The organism is Stenotrophomonas sp. STEN029, from assembly GCF_056760015.1.
Genome location: NZ_JBRREC010000051.1, coordinates 17,172 through 32,644, shown reverse-complemented (window position 1 = coordinate 32,644; position 15,473 = coordinate 17,172). Strand labels below are relative to the sequence as shown.

Below are 15,473 nucleotides of genomic sequence, written 5' to 3'. Positions count from 1 at the left end.
GGGGCCCCCTTGGCCCCCCCCTTTTTGCTATCTCCCCTGTAGGGCCGAGCCTTGCGCGGCAGAGGCGTTACCGACAACCCGCCTTGTAGGAGCGGCGTAAGCCGCGAAGCCGAACCATCATGCTATTACAGCAACGGCGCCATCTGTAGCTGCAATAGCTTCGCGGCTCACGCCGCTCCCACAACCGCGGCCTCCGCTGCGGCCGCAGCTGCGGAAGCCGCTCCTGCCGCCGAAGCGGGCTTCCTGACGTTCGCGGAAGAAGGTTTTGTAATCCATGACCTCACGGTCGGGATGCTTCTCGCGCATGTGCCGGACATAGTTGTCGTAGTCCGGCACGCCGCAGCAAAGCCGCGCGGTCTGCACCAGACGCCGCCAGGTGCGGCGGAACGTCTGGTACTGGCCGACGGGGACCAGCTCGGTGCCCATTACAGATCAACCTCGTGCGGCTTCAGTGCCACGTACGGGGTTTCCTTGTCGGTGCGGACCGGCGAGCGACGTGCAGCGGCGATGGTCTTGATCGAGTACACCAGCACCGCGAACACCACGAACAGGAACAGCGCGGTCAGGCCGGTGTTGATGTAGTTGTTCACCATCACCTGGTGCATCTGGTCGAAGTTCTTCGACGGTGCCAGCAATTCGTTGGCGGCAATGGCGTCACGGTACTTGTGCGCCTGGGCCAGGAAGCCCACTGCGGGAACGTCGGAGAAGATCTTGATGAAGCCGGCTGCGGTGGTGCAGATCAGCAGCCAGATGGCCGGGACCAGCGGCACCCAGGCGTACTTGTCCTTCTTCATCTTGAACAGCACCACGGTGCACAGCAGCAGCGCCACGCCGGCCAGCATCTGGTTGGCGATGCCGAACAGCGGCCACAGCATGTTGATGCCGCCGAGCGGATCGGTCACGCCCTGGTACAGGAAGTAACCCCACAGCGCGACGCAGCCACCGGTGGCGATGAAGCTGGCCACCCACGAGTCGGTGCGGCGCAGGGCCGGCACGAAGTTGCCGAGCAGGTCCTGCAGCATGAAGCGGCCCGAACGGGTACCGGCATCGACGGCGGTCAGGATGAACAGGGCTTCGAACAGGATGGCGAAGTGGTACCAGAACGCCATCATGCCTTCACCCGGCAGCACCGCGTGCAGGATCTGCGCGATGCCCACGGCCAGGGTGGGTGCGCCACCGGCGCGCGAGAGGATGGTGGTTTCACCAATCTCCGCCGCGGTTGCGGTGAGCTGGTCCGGGGTGATCGCAAAGCCCCAGTTGGTGACGACCTGGGCGGCGTGCACCACGTCGGTGCCGATGATCGCTGCCGGGCTGTTCATGGCGAAGTAGATGCCCGGCTCGATGATCGAGGCGGCGACCATGGCCATGATGGCCACGAACGATTCCATCAGCATGCCACCGTAGCCGATGTAGGCGGCATGGCCTTCATTGGCCAGCAGCTTGGGCGTGGTGCCCGAGCTGATCAGCGCATGGAAACCCGACACCGCGCCGCAGGCGATGGTGATGAACAGGAACGGGAACATGCTGCCCTTCCACACCGGGCCCGTGCCGTCGGCGAACTGGGTCAGTGCCGGCATCTTCAGCTCGGGCATCACGATCAGGATGCCGATCGCCAGACCGACAATGGTGCCGATCTTGAGGAAGGTGGACAGGTAGTCGCGCGGGGCCAGCAGCAGCCACACCGGCAGGACCGCGGCGACGAAGCCGTAGCCGATCAGCATCCAGGTGATCTGGATGCCGGTGAAGGTGAACATCGGGCCCATTACCGGGTCAGCAGCAACCTTGCCGCCGTACCAGATCGCAGCGATGAGCAGGATCAGGCCGACGATGGAGATCTCGCCGATCTTGCCTGGGCGGATGTAGCGCATGTACACGCCCATCAGGATGGCGATCGGCATTGTCGCGATCACCGTGAACATGCCCCAGGGGCTGCCCTCCAGTGCTTTCACCACGATCATCGCCAGCACCGCCAGGATGATGATCATGATCATGAAGACGCCGAACAAGGCGATGGTGCCGGGCACCTGGCCCATTTCCTCACGCACCAGATCGCCCAGCGAGCGGCCGTTGCGGCGGCTGGAGATGAACAGGATCATGAAGTCCTGCACGGCACCGGCCAGCACCACGCCGGCTATCAGCCAAAGCGTGCCGGGCAGGTAGCCCATCTGTGCGGCAAGCACCGGGCCGACCAGTGGGCCGGCGCCGGCAATGGCGGCGAAGTGGTGACCGAACAGGACGTGCTTGTTGGTGGGCACATAGTCCAGGCCATCGTTGTTGATGACGGCCGGCGTTGCGCGGGTGGGATCAACGCCGAGCACCTTGTTGGCGATGAACAGGCCGTAGTAGCGGAACGCGACCAGATACAGCGAAACCGCTGCGATCACTATCCAGAGGGCATTGATGTGCTCGCCGCGGCGTAGCGCCACGACGCCTAGACAGAACGCGCCTATCAGGGACAGCAGCGCCCATCCGGCTTTGGAAAAACCTTTCATCGAGTCGCCTCGCAGGGGAATGCCTGCAAGGGTCTACCCATGCAGGTCGGGGGTCAATGTGCATGGCAGCTGAATTGGATGCGACTTTGGTCTTAGGTCCATGTCTTGTTGAAGATGACTGCGGGGATGCGTGGTGTTCCGGGGGTAGCCTTGCGGAACAAATGGTTGCAACTGTGATGATTGGTTTGATCGGCAAGGGCGTCCATTGTCTGTCACAAGTCCAAGGAGCTTCCTTATGAGTAGCAACGATTCCGCCCGGGTGCTGCGCAGCATCCGCGGCATGCCTACTTCCGACGGTGCCGGCGTGCGCCTGACCCGGGTCATTGGTACGCCATCGCTGCCGGAGCTGGACCCGTTCCTGATGCTGGACGAGTTCGGCACCGAGCGGGCCGAGGATTACATTGCCGGGTTTCCCGACCATCCGCACCGGGGTTTCGAGACGGTGACCTACATGCTCGACGGACGCATGCGTCACAAGGACAACCACGGCAACGAGGGTTTGCTTACCCCCGGCAGCGTTCAGTGGATGACCGCCGGCCGTGGCCTGGTGCATTCGGAGATGCCCGAGCAGGAGTCCGGCCGCATGCGTGGCTTCCAGCTGTGGGTGAACCTGCCTGCGCGCGACAAGATGAGCGCGCCGCGCTATCAGGAGTTCGCGCCCGAGCGCATCCCGCAGTTGGCGCCGGCCGACGGTGTGAGTGTGAAAGTGATTGCCGGCACGGTGGACTCGGTCAGCGGACCGATCCAGCAGCCAGCCACTGACCCTGTTTATCTGGATATCGAACTGAGCGCGGGCACTGCCTGGAGTTACCGTTTGCCTGAAGGCCATAACGCCTTCGCCTATGTGTTCGAAGGTGACGTGTCGCTGGGCGAGGGCGAGGCGTCGCGCGCGCTTGAACTGCAGCAGTTGGCGGTGCTGGGCGGTGGCAGTACGTTGCACATGCGTGCCGGTGCCGAGGGCGCGCGTTTGATCGTGGTGGCCGGGCGTCCGCTGCGCGAGCCGGTGGCACGGCATGGGCCGTTCGTGATGAACACCCGTGAGGAATTGATGCAGGCCTTTGTCGACTATCAGGAAGGCCGCTTCTGAACGACGACCGGTCCCGTGCGCGATGCGACGGGACCGGCACCAGTGCCGTGCAACTACAGGCCGGGATCAATGGTTCTTAGTTGCTGCCAGCCAAAGCAGACGGATTGAGGTTCAAGGTCTGGGTCAGGTTCTGCAGGGTGCCCAGCTCGGTGGTGTCGGCGGCGTCGATCCAGATCTGCGCATAGCGGTTCTTGTCCAGCTTGACCACGCTGATGCGGCGCGACTCCAGGCCCGGCAGGTCGCGGCCGCCCATGTCCAGCTTGTACCAATGCATCTCGGTGCCGCCGAACGCGCCTTTTTCCGCGCGCAGCGGGCGGTTCAAGGACAGGCCCGGATCACGCCCGCTCAGCATCATGTTGAGGACAGCGCGGCCGTCTTCGGTGGTGGCCTTGCAGACGATGAAATCGCTTTGGGTCTGTTGCTCCCAATGCAGACCGCTACTGGCTGGCAGTGATGGGCATTGCACGGCCTGCTGGGCGGAAGCGTTGGCGCTGGCCGCGAGCGCCAGTGCGGCAGAAAAAACAAGAACAGTCTTCACTTCGCATTCCCCCATGGAACATCGGCCTGACGGCGCGACGAAGTCGTGTGGATGGTTCTGAAGGCAATACAGGCTGGTGGGCGTTATCCCTCCCTGTGTACGTGCATCCCCATGCGCGCCAGCCAAGTTGCGACGGTATTACAAAATCCCGGTCAGTTGCAAAGTGTCTTTTGCAGCGCAAAAGGAACGGCCCCTTATCGGGGCCGTTCCGGGGAGTTACTAACAAATGAAACTATCGATGCAACTTACTTGTCGCTGCCGATCCACTTGTAAGCCAGGCCGCCGATGGCCGCACCCAGGATCGGCGCCACCCAGAACAGCCACAGCTGGCTGATCGCGCCGGAGCCGGCAAACAGCGCAACGGCGGTGGAGCGGGCCGGGTTGACCGAGGTATTGGTGACCGGGATGCTGATCAGGTGGATCAGCGTCAACGCCAGGCCAATGGCGATCGGCGCGAAGCCGGCCGGGGCACGGCCGTGGGTAGCGCCCATGATCACGACCAGGAACACAGCGGTCAGCACCACTTCGCACAGGAATGCAGCAGCGACGGTGTAGCCACCCGGCGACAGCGCGCCGTAGCCATTGCTGGCGAAGGCGCCGGCCTGGCTGCCATCGATCAGGAAGCTGGCATTGCCCTTGGCGATCTGCAACAGGATGAAGGCAGCGACGATGCCGCCCAGTACCTGCGCCACGATGTAGGGCAGCAGGTCCTTGGCCGGGAAGCGACCGCCGGCCCACAGACCGATACTGACGGCCGGGTTGAAGTGCGCGCCGGAGACATGACCGAACGCATAGGCGCCGGTCAGTACGGTCAGGCCGAAGGCCAGCGCAACCCCGACAAAACCAATACCCAGCGGATTGGCATCACCGCCGAACTTTGCTGCCAGCACCGCGCTGCCGCAACCGCCCAACACCAACCAGAAGGTGCCGAGGAACTCGGCGCCCAAACGCTTTCCCATGCTCATTGTGTCGTTCCCTATGTTTTCCCCGGTACGGGTGTGGGAAAAATAACGGAGAAGCGGGTGAAGTGAGTAACAAATTCGCTAACTAATTCGCCCGCGCAACTGTAGTGCTTTTGGTCTATGCGCGATTTGCGGGTTTCCAGACACAGCAAGGCAGGGGTGGCCATGGGAGTTCCGCCCGTGCTGTGACGAGGAAAGTGGGTTCAGCGGGGTAGGGGGATGAATTCCTTGTCATCGCCGGGAATCGTGCCGAAGCGACCGTTCTGCCAATCGTCCTTGGCCTGCTCGATGCGCTCCTTGGAGCTGGAGACGAAGTTCCACCACAGGTGGCGGGGGCCATCCAGCGGTTCGCCCCCCATCAGCATGGCCTTGAGCGGTGTCTTGGCGCGCAGACGGCTGTGTGCGCCGGGCTCGGGAATGATCAGGTGCTGGGTAGGTACATCCACCCCATCCAACTGGGCGTCGCCCTCAAGGATGTAGAGCGCGCGCTCTACGTGGGAGTTGTCCAGGTCGATCTCGGCGCCAGGCTCCAGGTCGATGGCGACGTTCAAGGTGTCGGCAAACACCTTGACCGGTGATTCCTCGCCATAGGCACGGCCGGCGATCACCCGCAGCCAGGCACCGTCGCGGCGCTGCTGTGGCAACTGGTCCGCAGAGAAGTGGAAGAAGCCCGGGTCGGTTTCCTCATGGCTCTTGGGCAGCGCCACCCAGGTCTGCATGCCATGCAGGGCCTGCGCGTGTTCGCGCGCCTCGCCGGGGCTGCGCTCGGAGTGGGCGATGCCACGGCCGGCGGTCATCCAGTTGACGTCGCCGGGGCGGATGATCTGCTCAGACCCCAGGGTGTCGCGGTGGCCGATCTGCCCGGCCCACAGGAAGGTGACCGTGGCCAGGCCGATATGCGGGTGCGGACGCACATCGATGCCTTGGCCGGGGCTGAAGATGGCCGGGCCCATATGGTCCACGAACACGAATGAGCCAACGCTGCGCGCCTGCAGGGTAGGGACGGCGCGGCGGACCTGGAAGCCGCCAAGATCGTGGACGCGCGGGCTGATGATGGTGGTCATGGCTGGCTGCTCCGGGGGGTTTGAATGTGGGGGCAGGATGGCATGGCGCGGGCGAAGAAGGGGTTGTCGTGCGGAGAATGGATTGTTGTTTTGGTGGGTGGGGTGGCGGGTTGGAAGCTGGCGGCTGAAAGCGTTACCCCTCCCCAACCCTCCCCTTCGCTGCGCGAAAGGGAGGGGCCAGAGCTCGGTTGCGCGCAGGGCTGCTGCTTCGCTCCCTCCCTTTGCCAAGGGCAAGGGGAGGGCTGGGGAGGGGGAGCTCTTGCTCCCGCTCATTCACCAAACAAACAAAACCAGTCTCCCCTGCTACTACATCGCTCCCATACCCAAACCCCCGACAAAGAACGGATGCCAGCGTGAAGGGGCTACAATCGCCGCCTTACTTCCCCATCCGGAGACCTCCGCAGTGACCCGCAAACTCGTGCTGTTGCGCCATGGCCAGAGCCAGTGGAACCTCGACAACCGCTTCACCGGCTGGGTGGACGTGGACCTCACCGAGCAGGGCCGCCAGGAGGCCGCCAACGCCGGCCGGCTGATGAAGGAAGAAGGCCTGCAGTTCGACGTGGCCCACACCTCGGTGCTGAAGCGTGCCATCCACACCTTGCAGGGTGCATTGGCCGAACTGGGTCAGGATTGGCTGCCGGTCAACAAGTCCTGGCGTTTGAACGAGCGTCATTACGGTGGCCTGCAGGGCCTGGACAAGGCCGAAACCGCTGCCAAGCACGGCGAGGAGCAGGTCAAGGTATGGCGTCGTTCCTACGACATCCCGCCGCCGCCGATGGACCTGGCCGACCCGGGCCATCCGATCCATGACCGTCGCTACGCCGGTCTGGACCGCAATGCGCTGCCGGCCACCGAGTCGCTGGCGACCACGCTGGATCGTGTGTTGCCGTACTGGCACGATGCCATCGCTCCGCAGTTGAAGGAGGGCAAGACCGTGCTGGTCACCGCCCACGGCAACTCGCTGCGCGCGCTGTACAAGTACCTCAACAACGTGAGCAAGGAAGCCATCCTTGAGCTCAACATCCCGACCGGCATCCCGTTGCTGTTCGAATTGAACGATGACCTCACGGTCAAGTCGTTCCGTTACCTGGGCGATCCGGAAGCCGCCAAGAAGGCTGCCGAGGCCGTGGCCAACCAGGGCAAGGCAAAGTAAGCGATACGCTGGAAGCAGCACCGCTGTTGCCTGCTCCAGCGGTGAATCACTCAAAGACCGATGCCAACATGCTGGCATCGGTCTTTTTGTTTGTAGGAGCGGCGTAAGCCGCGAAGCTGGCAATGCTGAAGTTGCAAGCACCGCTGGCATCCGATGATGTCCCGGCTTCGCGGCTTGCGCCGCTCCTACAACTATCAGCTCCGCTGCTTCAGCGGTGGCATTGCATCGGGTTGGCGTCACAGCGTGCGTTGTCACGCACGGCCAGGTCCTTGCCGATGTTGTAGCCGCCGTATAGCAGTGCCAGCACCAGCAAGGCCAGGCCAAACACAAGGTTCTCGGTACGGACGCCCGCAGACCTTGGCGCGGCATTGCTGGCGTGCAGGGTGTTGGCTGCCTGGGTAAGAGCCAGATCCCCCGCCGCAACCTCCAGCGCAGCCGCAACCGCCATCCGCGACTCAAGCGAGGCGTTGCCTTCGGTTTCCAGTCGTTGCACCGTGCGCGGACTCAAACCACAGATGCTGGCCAGGTGTTCCTGCGACCAGCCGCGGGCTTCGCGCAGTAGCCTGATCCGCTTTCCGTCGATCTTCACTGTTTGATCTTCCATGCTGCACTCCTGCCGATGTTAGCCGAGCTGCGAGGTTGCCGGGCAACTGCGTTCGACAACACGACAGTAAGTCGACAGCAGGGTGTCGTCCCAAAGGAATCAATGACTTGTGCGCTTGCAAGTTGGGGGCTGAATTGCTCCGCGGTGCGCATGCAAGCGGGAGAGGCAGTCTTCGGATCGGGGCTGTGCCATGCCATCATCGGGCACTGATCACGATCACTGGAGTGTCTGCTTGAGCAAATGGATGATGTCGGTAATGGCAATGGTGGCGCTGAGCGCCTGTAGTGGTGCTCATCAGGCTGCACCCAACGCCACACCAGAAGCGGCTGCTGCGAAGCCTGCGGCAGCAACCGCGCAGCGCGGTGAAGGCAAGCCTTATGAAGTGTTGGGCAGTGAAGTCTGGGACGTGCCGGATCCGGTCAGCGGCCGCAACTACCAGGTGTTCGTCGCGCTGCCAGCCGGCTACGCGGAGAACCCGGACAAGCGCTACCCGGTCTTGTACGTCACCGACGCCGACTATGCCTTCCCGTTGGTCTGGCAGATGGCGCGGCGATTGAATGTCGAAGGCCGCAAGATCGAGGACTTCATCCTGGTCGGCCTGTCCTATGCCAAGGGCGAGGGCGGCATGCAGAGCCGCCGCCGCGATTACACGCCCACAACCAATGGTCCCAGCGGTTCGCCGCCGGATGCCGTGCACGGTGGCGCCAGCGACTACATCACCTACCTGGAAACGCAGGCGCTGCCATTCGTGGCCAAGCGCTTCCGCAGTGACGAAAGCCGGCGCATGTTCCTCGGCCATTCCTACGGTGCCTTGCTGGGGACGCAGGTGCTGCTGGAACGCCCGCAATTGTTCAGCGGTTACATCCTTGGCAGCCCGTCGTACTGGTTCGACAAGCACGAGATGGAGCGTCGACTGGCCGCGGCTGGCAAGCCCGCCGAGCTCCCCGTGCGGGCCTACATGTATGTCGGCGAGTATGAGTCGGTGCAGCATGGCGGCGACGCCGACATGGTGGTGGATGCGCAGCGGATGATCGGTATGCTGGGCACGCGTGGTGGCCAGTCACTGGAGCTGAAGCTGGACGTGCTCAATGACGAGGACCATCTCAGTGTTGCGCCGCGTGGCTTCATGCATGGCTTGAAGTACCTGCTGGCCGCGCCAAAGGGCTGAGTCGTCCAATCCCCAGGGTCGGGCCCGGCACGCACAGCGGCCGGTCCAGGCCTGCGGTACCACGACCAACGGCAGGTGTGCCGACCTGCGGCTTGGCTAGACTGCGTTCACTCCCTGCTGCCCGCGCCACGCCATGTCTTCGCCGCCAACCACGCATCGGATCGATGCCGCGCAGGGCCCAACCCGACGCCGGGTGTTCAGTGGCGAGCGTCTGGCTGCACGGGTCAGTTGGTATGCACCGGGTGAGCGCATGCACCGACACGCGCACGATTGTCACCAGCTCTCGCTGTTGCTGCTCGGCACCTTGATGGAACAGACCGGGCAGGGCGAGGAGCGGCTGGCCGTGCCAGCATTGGGCGTGAAGCAGGCGGGCGTCGCCCATGCCAATGATTACGGGCCGAGCGGTGCGCTGATGCTGGGTATCGACCTGCCGGCATCGTTCGACCTGCAGGACAAGCTCGGTATCGGCCGTGCCTGGCAATGGCGCGGGCATGCGCTGCAGCCGCTGCTGCTGCAGGGACGGGGACTGTTGTCGGCCTTGTTTGCAGGCGAGCTGGTCGCTGCCGATATTGATGCCCGGCTCTGGGAATTGCTGGCTGGCATGGCCGCCCCGGACGAGCGCCCCAGCGGCACGCCGCCCCGTTGGTTGGCGTTGTACTGCCAGCGTCTGCAGGATGAAAACGTGCAGTTGGCCGACCTGGCTGACGAGCTTGGCGTGCATCCGGTGTACGTCGCCCGTGCCTTCACGCGTTGGATGGGCTGCGCGCCGTCGGTGTTCCGCGCACGCGCGCAGTTGCAGCGCGCCCTGCCGCTGCTGGCCAACGGGCAGGCCCTGGTTGATGTGGCGCAGCAGGCCGGTTTTGCCGACCAATCCCATTTCAGCCGGATTGCCCGCACGCACAGCGGGCTGACCCCGGCGCGCCTGCGCGCGCTGTTGCAGGCGTGAGCAGGTTCAATCCGTTCAAGACCCTGGGCAATGCCCTGGCGCATCGTGGCGCTTGTCAGCCACGGAGCCGAACCATGCATCTGCGCAACATCCTGTCCCTGTTATTGCTGGTGCCCGCCTGGCTGGGGGGCGTGACAACGGCTGCGGCGGCGTCGCCGCAACAGGCGGCGCGGGAGCTGGCGGCATTCCTGGATGGCGTTCCGGAGCTGGGGCCGGGCTATGCGGTGGTTATCGTCGACCGTGACCAGCAATTGCTGGGCTATACCCGCGGCCTGCGCAACGCCAGCAGCCAGGCGCCGCTGACCATGCGCACGCCGATGTACATCGCGTCGCAGACCAAGTCCTACATGGGATTGCTGGCGCAGGTGCTGGATCAGCGGGGCGTGCTGCGCCTGGACAGTAGCTTGGCTGATCACTGGCCGCAGCTGCGCCTGCCTGACGGCGTCGATCCTGCCGCCTGGACCTTGGCGGACCTGCTCAATCACCGTGTGCCTTTGAGCGCGGATGCGATCACCACGCTGGAGGCGTACATCGGCAGCCCCGATCCGGCCCTGTATCCGCAGCTGCTGCAGCAGTTCGCCAGCAAACGCGCCGATGGCTTCGACTACGACAATCTCGGCTACAACATCTACGCAGCGATCCTGCAGCAACACACAGGCCGCTCGTGGCAGGACTGGTTGCAGCAAACCCTGTTCACGCCGTTGCAGCTGCACGAAACCGCAACGAATACCTCCAGCTTCGATCCGGCGCTGCTGGCGTTCAACCACCAATGGCTGGGTACCGAACAGGGCTGGCGGTTGGTGCCACCCAAACCTGACGCCTTGATGCATTCGGCCGGCGGCATGATGACGTCACCGCGTGACATGGGCCGTTGGTTGCGCTTGCAGCTGGGTGCAACCTTGGCTCCCCAATTCGAAGCACGCTTGCTGGATGCTGCCCACCGGATCGGTGTGCAGGTCGATCCCAAGGCCCGCAATGCCTACGAGTTGCCCTGCAATGGCTATGCGTTTGGTTGGAACGTGTGTGATTTCGAGGGCCACACGCTGTATATCCACGGCGGCAGCTATACCGGCGCACGCAGCATGATGGCGTTTTCGCCGGATCTGGGCGTTGGTATCGGCGTGTTCTCCAACTCGGACAACGCCACTGGCTGGCTGACGTCGCGCACCGTGGTGCAGTTCTTCCAGTATCTGGTGGACCATCCGGAAGCTGCGTCATGGGCGCAGATCCGGCGCAAGGCCTATCCGCAGCGCGTGGCTGATCAGCTGGCCGGGATGCGTGCGCGGCAGGCGAAGCAGCATGGCGATCCACAGTGGCAGGGATGGCAATGGAAGCCGGAGTCGAATGCTGCCTATGCAGGAGCGTTCCGCGGAGAAGTGTTGCCGGTTGCCGCGCAGGTGACGGACGGTGTCGAGGGGCTGCAGCTTCGGATTGGTGCGCTCAACCGCAGGTTGATGCCTGCTGCGACGGATCTGTTCGCTGCCCAGGATGGGCCCTTGGATGTGCTGGAGCCGCTGCAGTTCCAGCGCGGTGCACAAGGTGAACTGCTGGGGTTTGAGTTTGACGGGCAACGCTATGTGCGGGCCGAGCCCAAGTAATTACGTACAGCGGCGTTGACAGCTTTTTGTAGGAGCGGCGTAAGCCGCGAAGCTGGCATTGCCGCAGTTGCAGATATCTGTGCCATCTGGAGATCTATCTGCTTCGCGGCTTACGCCGCTCCTACAAGGAGAAAATGCTGGTCGCTTGGTGCTGCTGTCCAATGCAAAAGCCCGGCATCTCGCCGGGCTTTTGCTTGCTGCAAGCGACTGCTGCGGCTTACTTGAAATCCAGGGTCTTCTCGAAGGACTTCAGCTCATGCCGCGCCATCGCGAGGTTGGCATGGCCGCGGTCGAGCACGACATACAGGAACAGGTCCTTGTTGCCGTCCAGTGGGCGGATCAGGTGGTACTGCTTGGACAAGGTGAGCAGGATGTCTTCCACCACCTCGTTCAGGCCCAGCGAACTGGCCACGCGGCGCTTGGCGCGCACGACGTCGGCATTGCCGGCGGCGGCAACTTCCATGTTGATGGCGCCGCCACCCAGCGTACCCAGCGTCATGCCGCTGTCGCTGTCCACCAATGCGGCGCCGATGAAGCCCGCGATTTCGCTCAAAGCATCCAGTTTTACGTTTGCAGCCATTTCTCATCCAATGAAGTAAGGGGTACTACAAAAGCAAAGCCCGCGCAGGTCCGTACCGGGCGAGCGGGCGCGCAGCATAGCGAATACCGTTGGACGCATGCGAGTTGGCCAGTCATGTGGAGTGCAACGGTGCGTTTTATGGTTGGCTTGCCGCCGGCTCGACGAGCGCAGGAAAAGGCAGCAGAACCCATGCTGGAGGCAGTGCGAAGGAAAGCGGCGCTGGCTTGCAATGACTGGCCACGGTGCTGCCTGCGCTCGATTCAGCACTGAATGGGAGCCGGAATTCCGACGTAATACCGGCGATGAAGCCGTCACGGCCAGTTTACAGCCGGGTCGCAGAATGGCTGGCACAGGGTTAGTGTCCTGCGCTGACAGGCGGGGTGCTCGCTCTCCGTCATCGACTATTCCAAGCAGCGGGAGCGCACATCATGGGCAAGCCGGCAGTGGTTCTGGTGCATGGTTTCTGGGGCGGAGCGGCGCATTGGGCGCGGGTGATACTGGCGCTGCGGGACCTGGGCTACCAGGATATCCGTGCAGTTGAGAACCCACTTACCTCCCTGGCTGATGATGCCGAGCGCACCCGCAAGATGGTGGCGCAGATCGATGGGCCGGTGGTGCTGGTGGGGCATTCCTACGGCGGTGCGGTAATAACCCAGGCTGGCAATCTGCCCAACGTGAAAGCCTTGGTGTTCATTGCCGCGTTTGCTCCCGATGCCGGCGAGAGCCCGGGCGGGATCACCCAGCAGCACCTTCCGGTCGCAGCGCCGAACCTGGCGCCAGACAGCGACGGCTATCTGTGGCTGAAGCCGGACAAGTTCCACGAGAGCTTCTGCCAGGACCTGCCCGAGGAGGAGGGCTTTGTCATGGGGGTTACGCAGAAGGCGCCGTTGGCCGGCACCTTCGGTGAGAACATCAGTGACCCGGCCTGGAAGCACAAGCCAAGCTGGTACCAGATATCCAGCCAGGACCGGATGATCGCGCCGGAAAACCAGAAGGCCATGTCCGCCCGTCTCAACGCGCGCAAGGTGATGACGCTGGATGCGGGGCATGCATCGTTGGCATCGCATCCGGCGGAAGTCGCAGCCCTGATCGACGAGGCGGCGACGGCCACCACTGGCTGAAAGCGACGCGCATCGTCCGCAGCGTTGCCCACTGCGGCGGCGCGGCGGTTCGCATATGCCCTCAGCGGAAGAACTGGCTCGGCGTCAGCCCGAAACGGCGCTTGAACATGGTGGCGAATGCGCTGGGGCTCTCATAGCCCAGCGCCAATGCAACGTCGATGACTTTTTCGCCAACCGCCAAGCGTTCCAGTGCACGCAGCAGGCGTGCCTGCTGGCGCCATTGGCCGAAGGTCATGCCCAGTTCGCGTGCACACAGGCGCTGGATGGTTTTGACGTCCACCTGCAGGCGCGCCGCCCAGTCCTGCAGGGTGGAAGCATCGTCCGGGTGGCGTTGCAGCTGCCTGCCGATCTGGCGCAGCCGTGGATCGCGCGGCTCGGGCAGGTGTAGTGGCAGCACCGGCAGGGTCTGTACTTCGTCCAGGATCAATCGCATCAGCCGTCCATCACGCGAGTTCTCGGCATAGCGCGCCGGTATTTCGACCGCGGCGTGGATCAGCGATGCCAGCAACGGCGTGATGGACACCGCCGAGGGTGTCTCCGGCGCGTGTGGCATTGCCTCAGGGGTGATGTAAAGGCTGCGCATCTGCACCAGGCCGATGCAATGCACCTGGTGGCCGATGCCGGCCGGCATCCAGATCGCGCGTGTGCTGGGTACCACCCAGCGGCCCATGCCTGCATTGACCACCAATACCCCGGTTTCCGCGTAGACCAGCTGGTGCCGATCCGGATGGTGGTGCAGCGGAATCACGGTGGCGCTGGGGTAGTCCCGCGCCTTGCAGTACACCACGGTTTCCGGCCCGGCCGGGAGCGGCTGGCGACGGCCTTTTCGGGCATCCGGAATGTCCTTTTCGAAAGGATGCATGACCATATTGCGCAGGATGGACGTTGATCGCGACTCTACCATGCGCGTCCGCCCCCATCCCGCGGTTACGCCATGTCATCTCCTGCTTCAACGGTTGCAGCTCCCGTCCCACAACGTCGCCCGGTCGCGGTAGGCGTGCTCGCGGCGATCAGCAGTTCGCACCTGGTCAACGACATGATGCAGTCGCTGATCCTGGCGCTGTACCCGATCTTCAAGGGTCAGTTCCATCTGAGTTTCGCCCAGGTGGGTTTGATCACGCTGACCTACCAGCTCACCGCGTCCTTGTTCCAGCCCTTGATCGGCCTGCGCACCGACAAGCGGCCGGCGCCGTATTCGCTGCCGATGGGCATGCTGTCCACCTTGTGTGGCCTGTTGCTGTTGGCGTTCGCACCGAACTTCGCGACGGTGCTGGTGGCGGCGATGCTGGTCGGCATCGGCTCGGCGATCTTCCATCCGGAATCCTCGCGCATCGCGCGGCTGGCATCCGGCGGCCGTCATGGCCTGTCGCAATCGGTGTTCCAGCTCGGTGGCAACGCCGGCACTGCGGTGGGCCCGCTGCTGGCTGCAGCGGTGATCGTGCCGAATGGGCAGCGCAGCGTGGCCTGGTTCGCCTGCGCGGCGCTGTTGGGCATAGGCTTGCTGACTTATGTGAGCCGTTGGTACCAGCAGCACCTGCTGGCTGTGGCCGCGCAGCCCAAGGCGGCGGCCAAGCCGGCCAATCTGTTGCCGCCGAAGACTGTGGCCTGGGTGATCGGCATCCTGCTGGTGCTGATCTTCAGCAAGTACTTCTACATCGCTGGTCTGAGCAGCTACTACACGTTCTATCTGATCCAGAAATTCCATGTGTCGGTACAGAGCGCGCAGCTGCACCTGTTCGGTTTCCTTGCAGCGTCGGCGGCCGGCACCCTGATTGGCGGGCCGCTGGGTGACCGCATCGGCCGCAAGCCGGTGATCTGGGCCTCGATCCTGGGCGTGGCACCGTTCGCCTTGATGCTGCCGTACGCAGACCTGCAGTGGACGATGATCCTGACGATGGTCATCGGCTTCGTGTTGTCCTCGGCGTTCTCGGCAATCCTGGTGTATGCACAGGAGTTGATGCCCAACCGCATCGGCACGGTTTCCGGCCTGTTCTTCGGCTTCGCCTTCGGCATGGGTGGGCTGGGTGCGGCAGTGCTGGGCGTGCTCGCCGACCACACCAGCATCCTCTGGGTTTACAAGGTGATCTCGTTCCTGCCACTGCTGGGCATCGTCGCCGCGTTCCTGCCGAACCCGCGCGCGCCTTGAATGACAGGCGGCGC

The 15,473-nt window shown here is 63.7% G+C and carries 14 protein-coding genes and 1 pseudogene; 7 read left to right on the top strand and 8 right to left on the bottom strand.

The window, feature by feature from the left end; all coding sequences use genetic code 11:
* Positions 1-204: 204 nt before the first annotated feature.
* Together ACVOLI_RS12310 and ACVOLI_RS12305 are read right to left on the bottom strand one after the other, a co-directional pair.
* A pseudogene (locus ACVOLI_RS12310) lies at positions 205-426 on the bottom strand (YbdD/YjiX family protein); the annotation flags it as partial.
* Positions 426-2,492, bottom strand: coding sequence for a carbon starvation CstA family protein (locus ACVOLI_RS12305; protein WP_481614632.1), 2,067 nt, complete (start codon positions 2,490-2,492; stop codon positions 426-428). The pseudogene ACVOLI_RS12310 and the gene ACVOLI_RS12305, both read right to left, overlap by 1 nt.
* 235 nt (positions 2,493-2,727) lie before the next feature.
* Here ACVOLI_RS12305 and ACVOLI_RS12300 point away from each other — a divergent pair, with 235 nt between their 5' ends.
* A complete protein-coding gene (locus tag ACVOLI_RS12300; RefSeq protein WP_481614631.1) occupies positions 2,728-3,579 on the top strand; it encodes a pirin family protein in 852 nt (283 codons plus the stop codon).
* Between the two features lie 76 nt (positions 3,580-3,655).
* On the opposite strand, the gene ACVOLI_RS12295 is transcribed toward ACVOLI_RS12300, so the two are convergent.
* From ACVOLI_RS12295 to ACVOLI_RS12285, 3 genes are all read right to left on the bottom strand, one after another.
* A complete protein-coding gene (locus tag ACVOLI_RS12295; RefSeq protein WP_481614630.1) occupies positions 3,656-4,132 on the bottom strand; it encodes a hypothetical protein in 477 nt (158 codons plus the stop codon).
* 230 nt (positions 4,133-4,362) lie between these two features.
* Complete coding sequence (gene aqpZ, locus ACVOLI_RS12290) at positions 4,363-5,082, bottom strand: aquaporin Z (protein ID WP_481614629.1); 720 nt, start codon at positions 5,080-5,082, stop codon at positions 4,363-4,365.
* A 200-nt stretch (positions 5,083-5,282) separates the two neighbouring features.
* Positions 5,283-6,143, bottom strand: a complete 861-nt coding sequence (locus ACVOLI_RS12285) for a pirin family protein (RefSeq protein WP_481614628.1) — start codon at positions 6,141-6,143, stop codon at positions 5,283-5,285.
* Positions 6,144-6,546: 403 nt separating this feature from the next.
* Between ACVOLI_RS12285 and gpmA the strand changes: the two genes are divergently transcribed.
* Positions 6,547-7,296 carry a 2,3-diphosphoglycerate-dependent phosphoglycerate mutase gene (gene gpmA / locus ACVOLI_RS12280; RefSeq protein WP_282272161.1) on the top strand — a complete coding sequence of 250 codons (750 nt, stop codon included), beginning with the start codon at positions 6,547-6,549 and terminating at the stop codon, positions 7,294-7,296.
* Between the two features lie 208 nt (positions 7,297-7,504).
* Here the strand turns inward: gpmA and ACVOLI_RS12275 are convergent, their stop codons facing one another.
* On the bottom strand, positions 7,505-7,900 hold the full coding sequence (locus ACVOLI_RS12275; RefSeq protein WP_481614627.1) for a helix-turn-helix domain-containing protein: 396 nt from the start codon (positions 7,898-7,900) through the stop codon (positions 7,505-7,507).
* Between the two features lie 262 nt (positions 7,901-8,162).
* On the opposite strand from ACVOLI_RS12275, the gene ACVOLI_RS12270 reads away from it, so the two are divergent.
* From ACVOLI_RS12270 to ACVOLI_RS12260, 3 genes are all read left to right on the top strand, one after another.
* Positions 8,163-9,068, top strand: coding sequence for an alpha/beta hydrolase (locus ACVOLI_RS12270; RefSeq protein ID WP_481614634.1), 906 nt, complete (start codon positions 8,163-8,165; stop codon positions 9,066-9,068).
* Positions 9,069-9,201: 133 nt separating this feature from the next.
* Positions 9,202-10,014 (top strand): helix-turn-helix transcriptional regulator, encoded by an 813-nt coding sequence (locus ACVOLI_RS12265; RefSeq protein ID WP_481614626.1) that lies wholly within the window; start codon positions 9,202-9,204, stop codon positions 10,012-10,014.
* Between the two features lie 74 nt (positions 10,015-10,088).
* Positions 10,089-11,612: a serine hydrolase domain-containing protein gene (locus ACVOLI_RS12260; RefSeq protein ID WP_481614625.1), complete on the top strand. Its 1,524-nt coding sequence runs from the start codon at positions 10,089-10,091 to the stop codon at positions 11,610-11,612.
* A gap of 217 nt (positions 11,613-11,829) precedes the next feature.
* Here ACVOLI_RS12260 and ACVOLI_RS12255 read toward each other — a convergent pair whose 3' ends face one another.
* A complete protein-coding gene (locus ACVOLI_RS12255) occupies positions 11,830-12,192 on the bottom strand; it encodes a roadblock/LC7 domain-containing protein (protein WP_282269841.1) in 363 nt (120 codons plus the stop codon).
* Between the two features lie 428 nt (positions 12,193-12,620).
* Here ACVOLI_RS12255 and ACVOLI_RS12250 point away from each other — a divergent pair, with 428 nt between their 5' ends.
* The gene (locus tag ACVOLI_RS12250; protein WP_481614624.1) at positions 12,621-13,313 is read left to right on the top strand and encodes an alpha/beta hydrolase; all 693 of its coding nucleotides are present in this window, start codon (positions 12,621-12,623) and stop codon (positions 13,311-13,313) included.
* A gap of 61 nt (positions 13,314-13,374) precedes the next feature.
* Here the strand turns inward: ACVOLI_RS12250 and ACVOLI_RS12245 are convergent, their stop codons facing one another.
* Positions 13,375-14,175, bottom strand: coding sequence for an AraC family transcriptional regulator (locus ACVOLI_RS12245; RefSeq protein ID WP_296248957.1), 801 nt, complete (start codon positions 14,173-14,175; stop codon positions 13,375-13,377).
* A gap of 72 nt (positions 14,176-14,247) precedes the next feature.
* Between ACVOLI_RS12245 and ACVOLI_RS12240 the strand changes: the two genes are divergently transcribed.
* Positions 14,248-15,459: an MFS transporter gene (locus tag ACVOLI_RS12240; protein ID WP_481614623.1), complete on the top strand. Its 1,212-nt coding sequence runs from the start codon at positions 14,248-14,250 to the stop codon at positions 15,457-15,459.
* Positions 15,460-15,473: the final 14 nt, after the last annotated feature.

Bases quoted from the DNA above. Each gene is read 5' to 3' on its own strand.
- ACVOLI_RS12285 (WP_481614628.1), bottom strand. From the start codon at position 6,143: ATGACCACCATCATCAGCCCGCGCGTCCACGATCTTGGCGGCTTCCAG.
- ACVOLI_RS12300 (WP_481614631.1), top strand. From the start codon at position 2,728: ATGAGTAGCAACGATTCCGCCCGGGTGCTGCGCAGCATCCGCGGCATG.
- ACVOLI_RS12245 (WP_296248957.1), bottom strand. From the start codon at position 14,175: ATGCATCCTTTCGAAAAGGACATTCCGGATGCCCGAAAAGGCCGTCGC.
- ACVOLI_RS12260 (WP_481614625.1), top strand. From the start codon at position 10,089: ATGCATCTGCGCAACATCCTGTCCCTGTTATTGCTGGTGCCCGCCTGG.
- ACVOLI_RS12270 (WP_481614634.1), top strand. From the start codon at position 8,163: ATGGTGGCGCTGAGCGCCTGTAGTGGTGCTCATCAGGCTGCACCCAAC.
- ACVOLI_RS12250 (WP_481614624.1), top strand. From the start codon at position 12,621: ATGGGCAAGCCGGCAGTGGTTCTGGTGCATGGTTTCTGGGGCGGAGCG.
- ACVOLI_RS12295 (WP_481614630.1), bottom strand. From the start codon at position 4,132: ATGGGGGAATGCGAAGTGAAGACTGTTCTTGTTTTTTCTGCCGCACTG.
- ACVOLI_RS12265 (WP_481614626.1), top strand. From the start codon at position 9,202: ATGTCTTCGCCGCCAACCACGCATCGGATCGATGCCGCGCAGGGCCCA.
- ACVOLI_RS12240 (WP_481614623.1), top strand. From the start codon at position 14,248: ATGTCATCTCCTGCTTCAACGGTTGCAGCTCCCGTCCCACAACGTCGC.
- ACVOLI_RS12255 (WP_282269841.1), bottom strand. From the start codon at position 12,192: ATGGCTGCAAACGTAAAACTGGATGCTTTGAGCGAAATCGCGGGCTTC.
- ACVOLI_RS12275 (WP_481614627.1), bottom strand. From the start codon at position 7,900: ATGGAAGATCAAACAGTGAAGATCGACGGAAAGCGGATCAGGCTACTG.
- aqpZ (WP_481614629.1), bottom strand. From the start codon at position 5,082: ATGAGCATGGGAAAGCGTTTGGGCGCCGAGTTCCTCGGCACCTTCTGG.
- ACVOLI_RS12305 (WP_481614632.1), bottom strand. From the start codon at position 2,492: ATGAAAGGTTTTTCCAAAGCCGGATGGGCGCTGCTGTCCCTGATAGGC.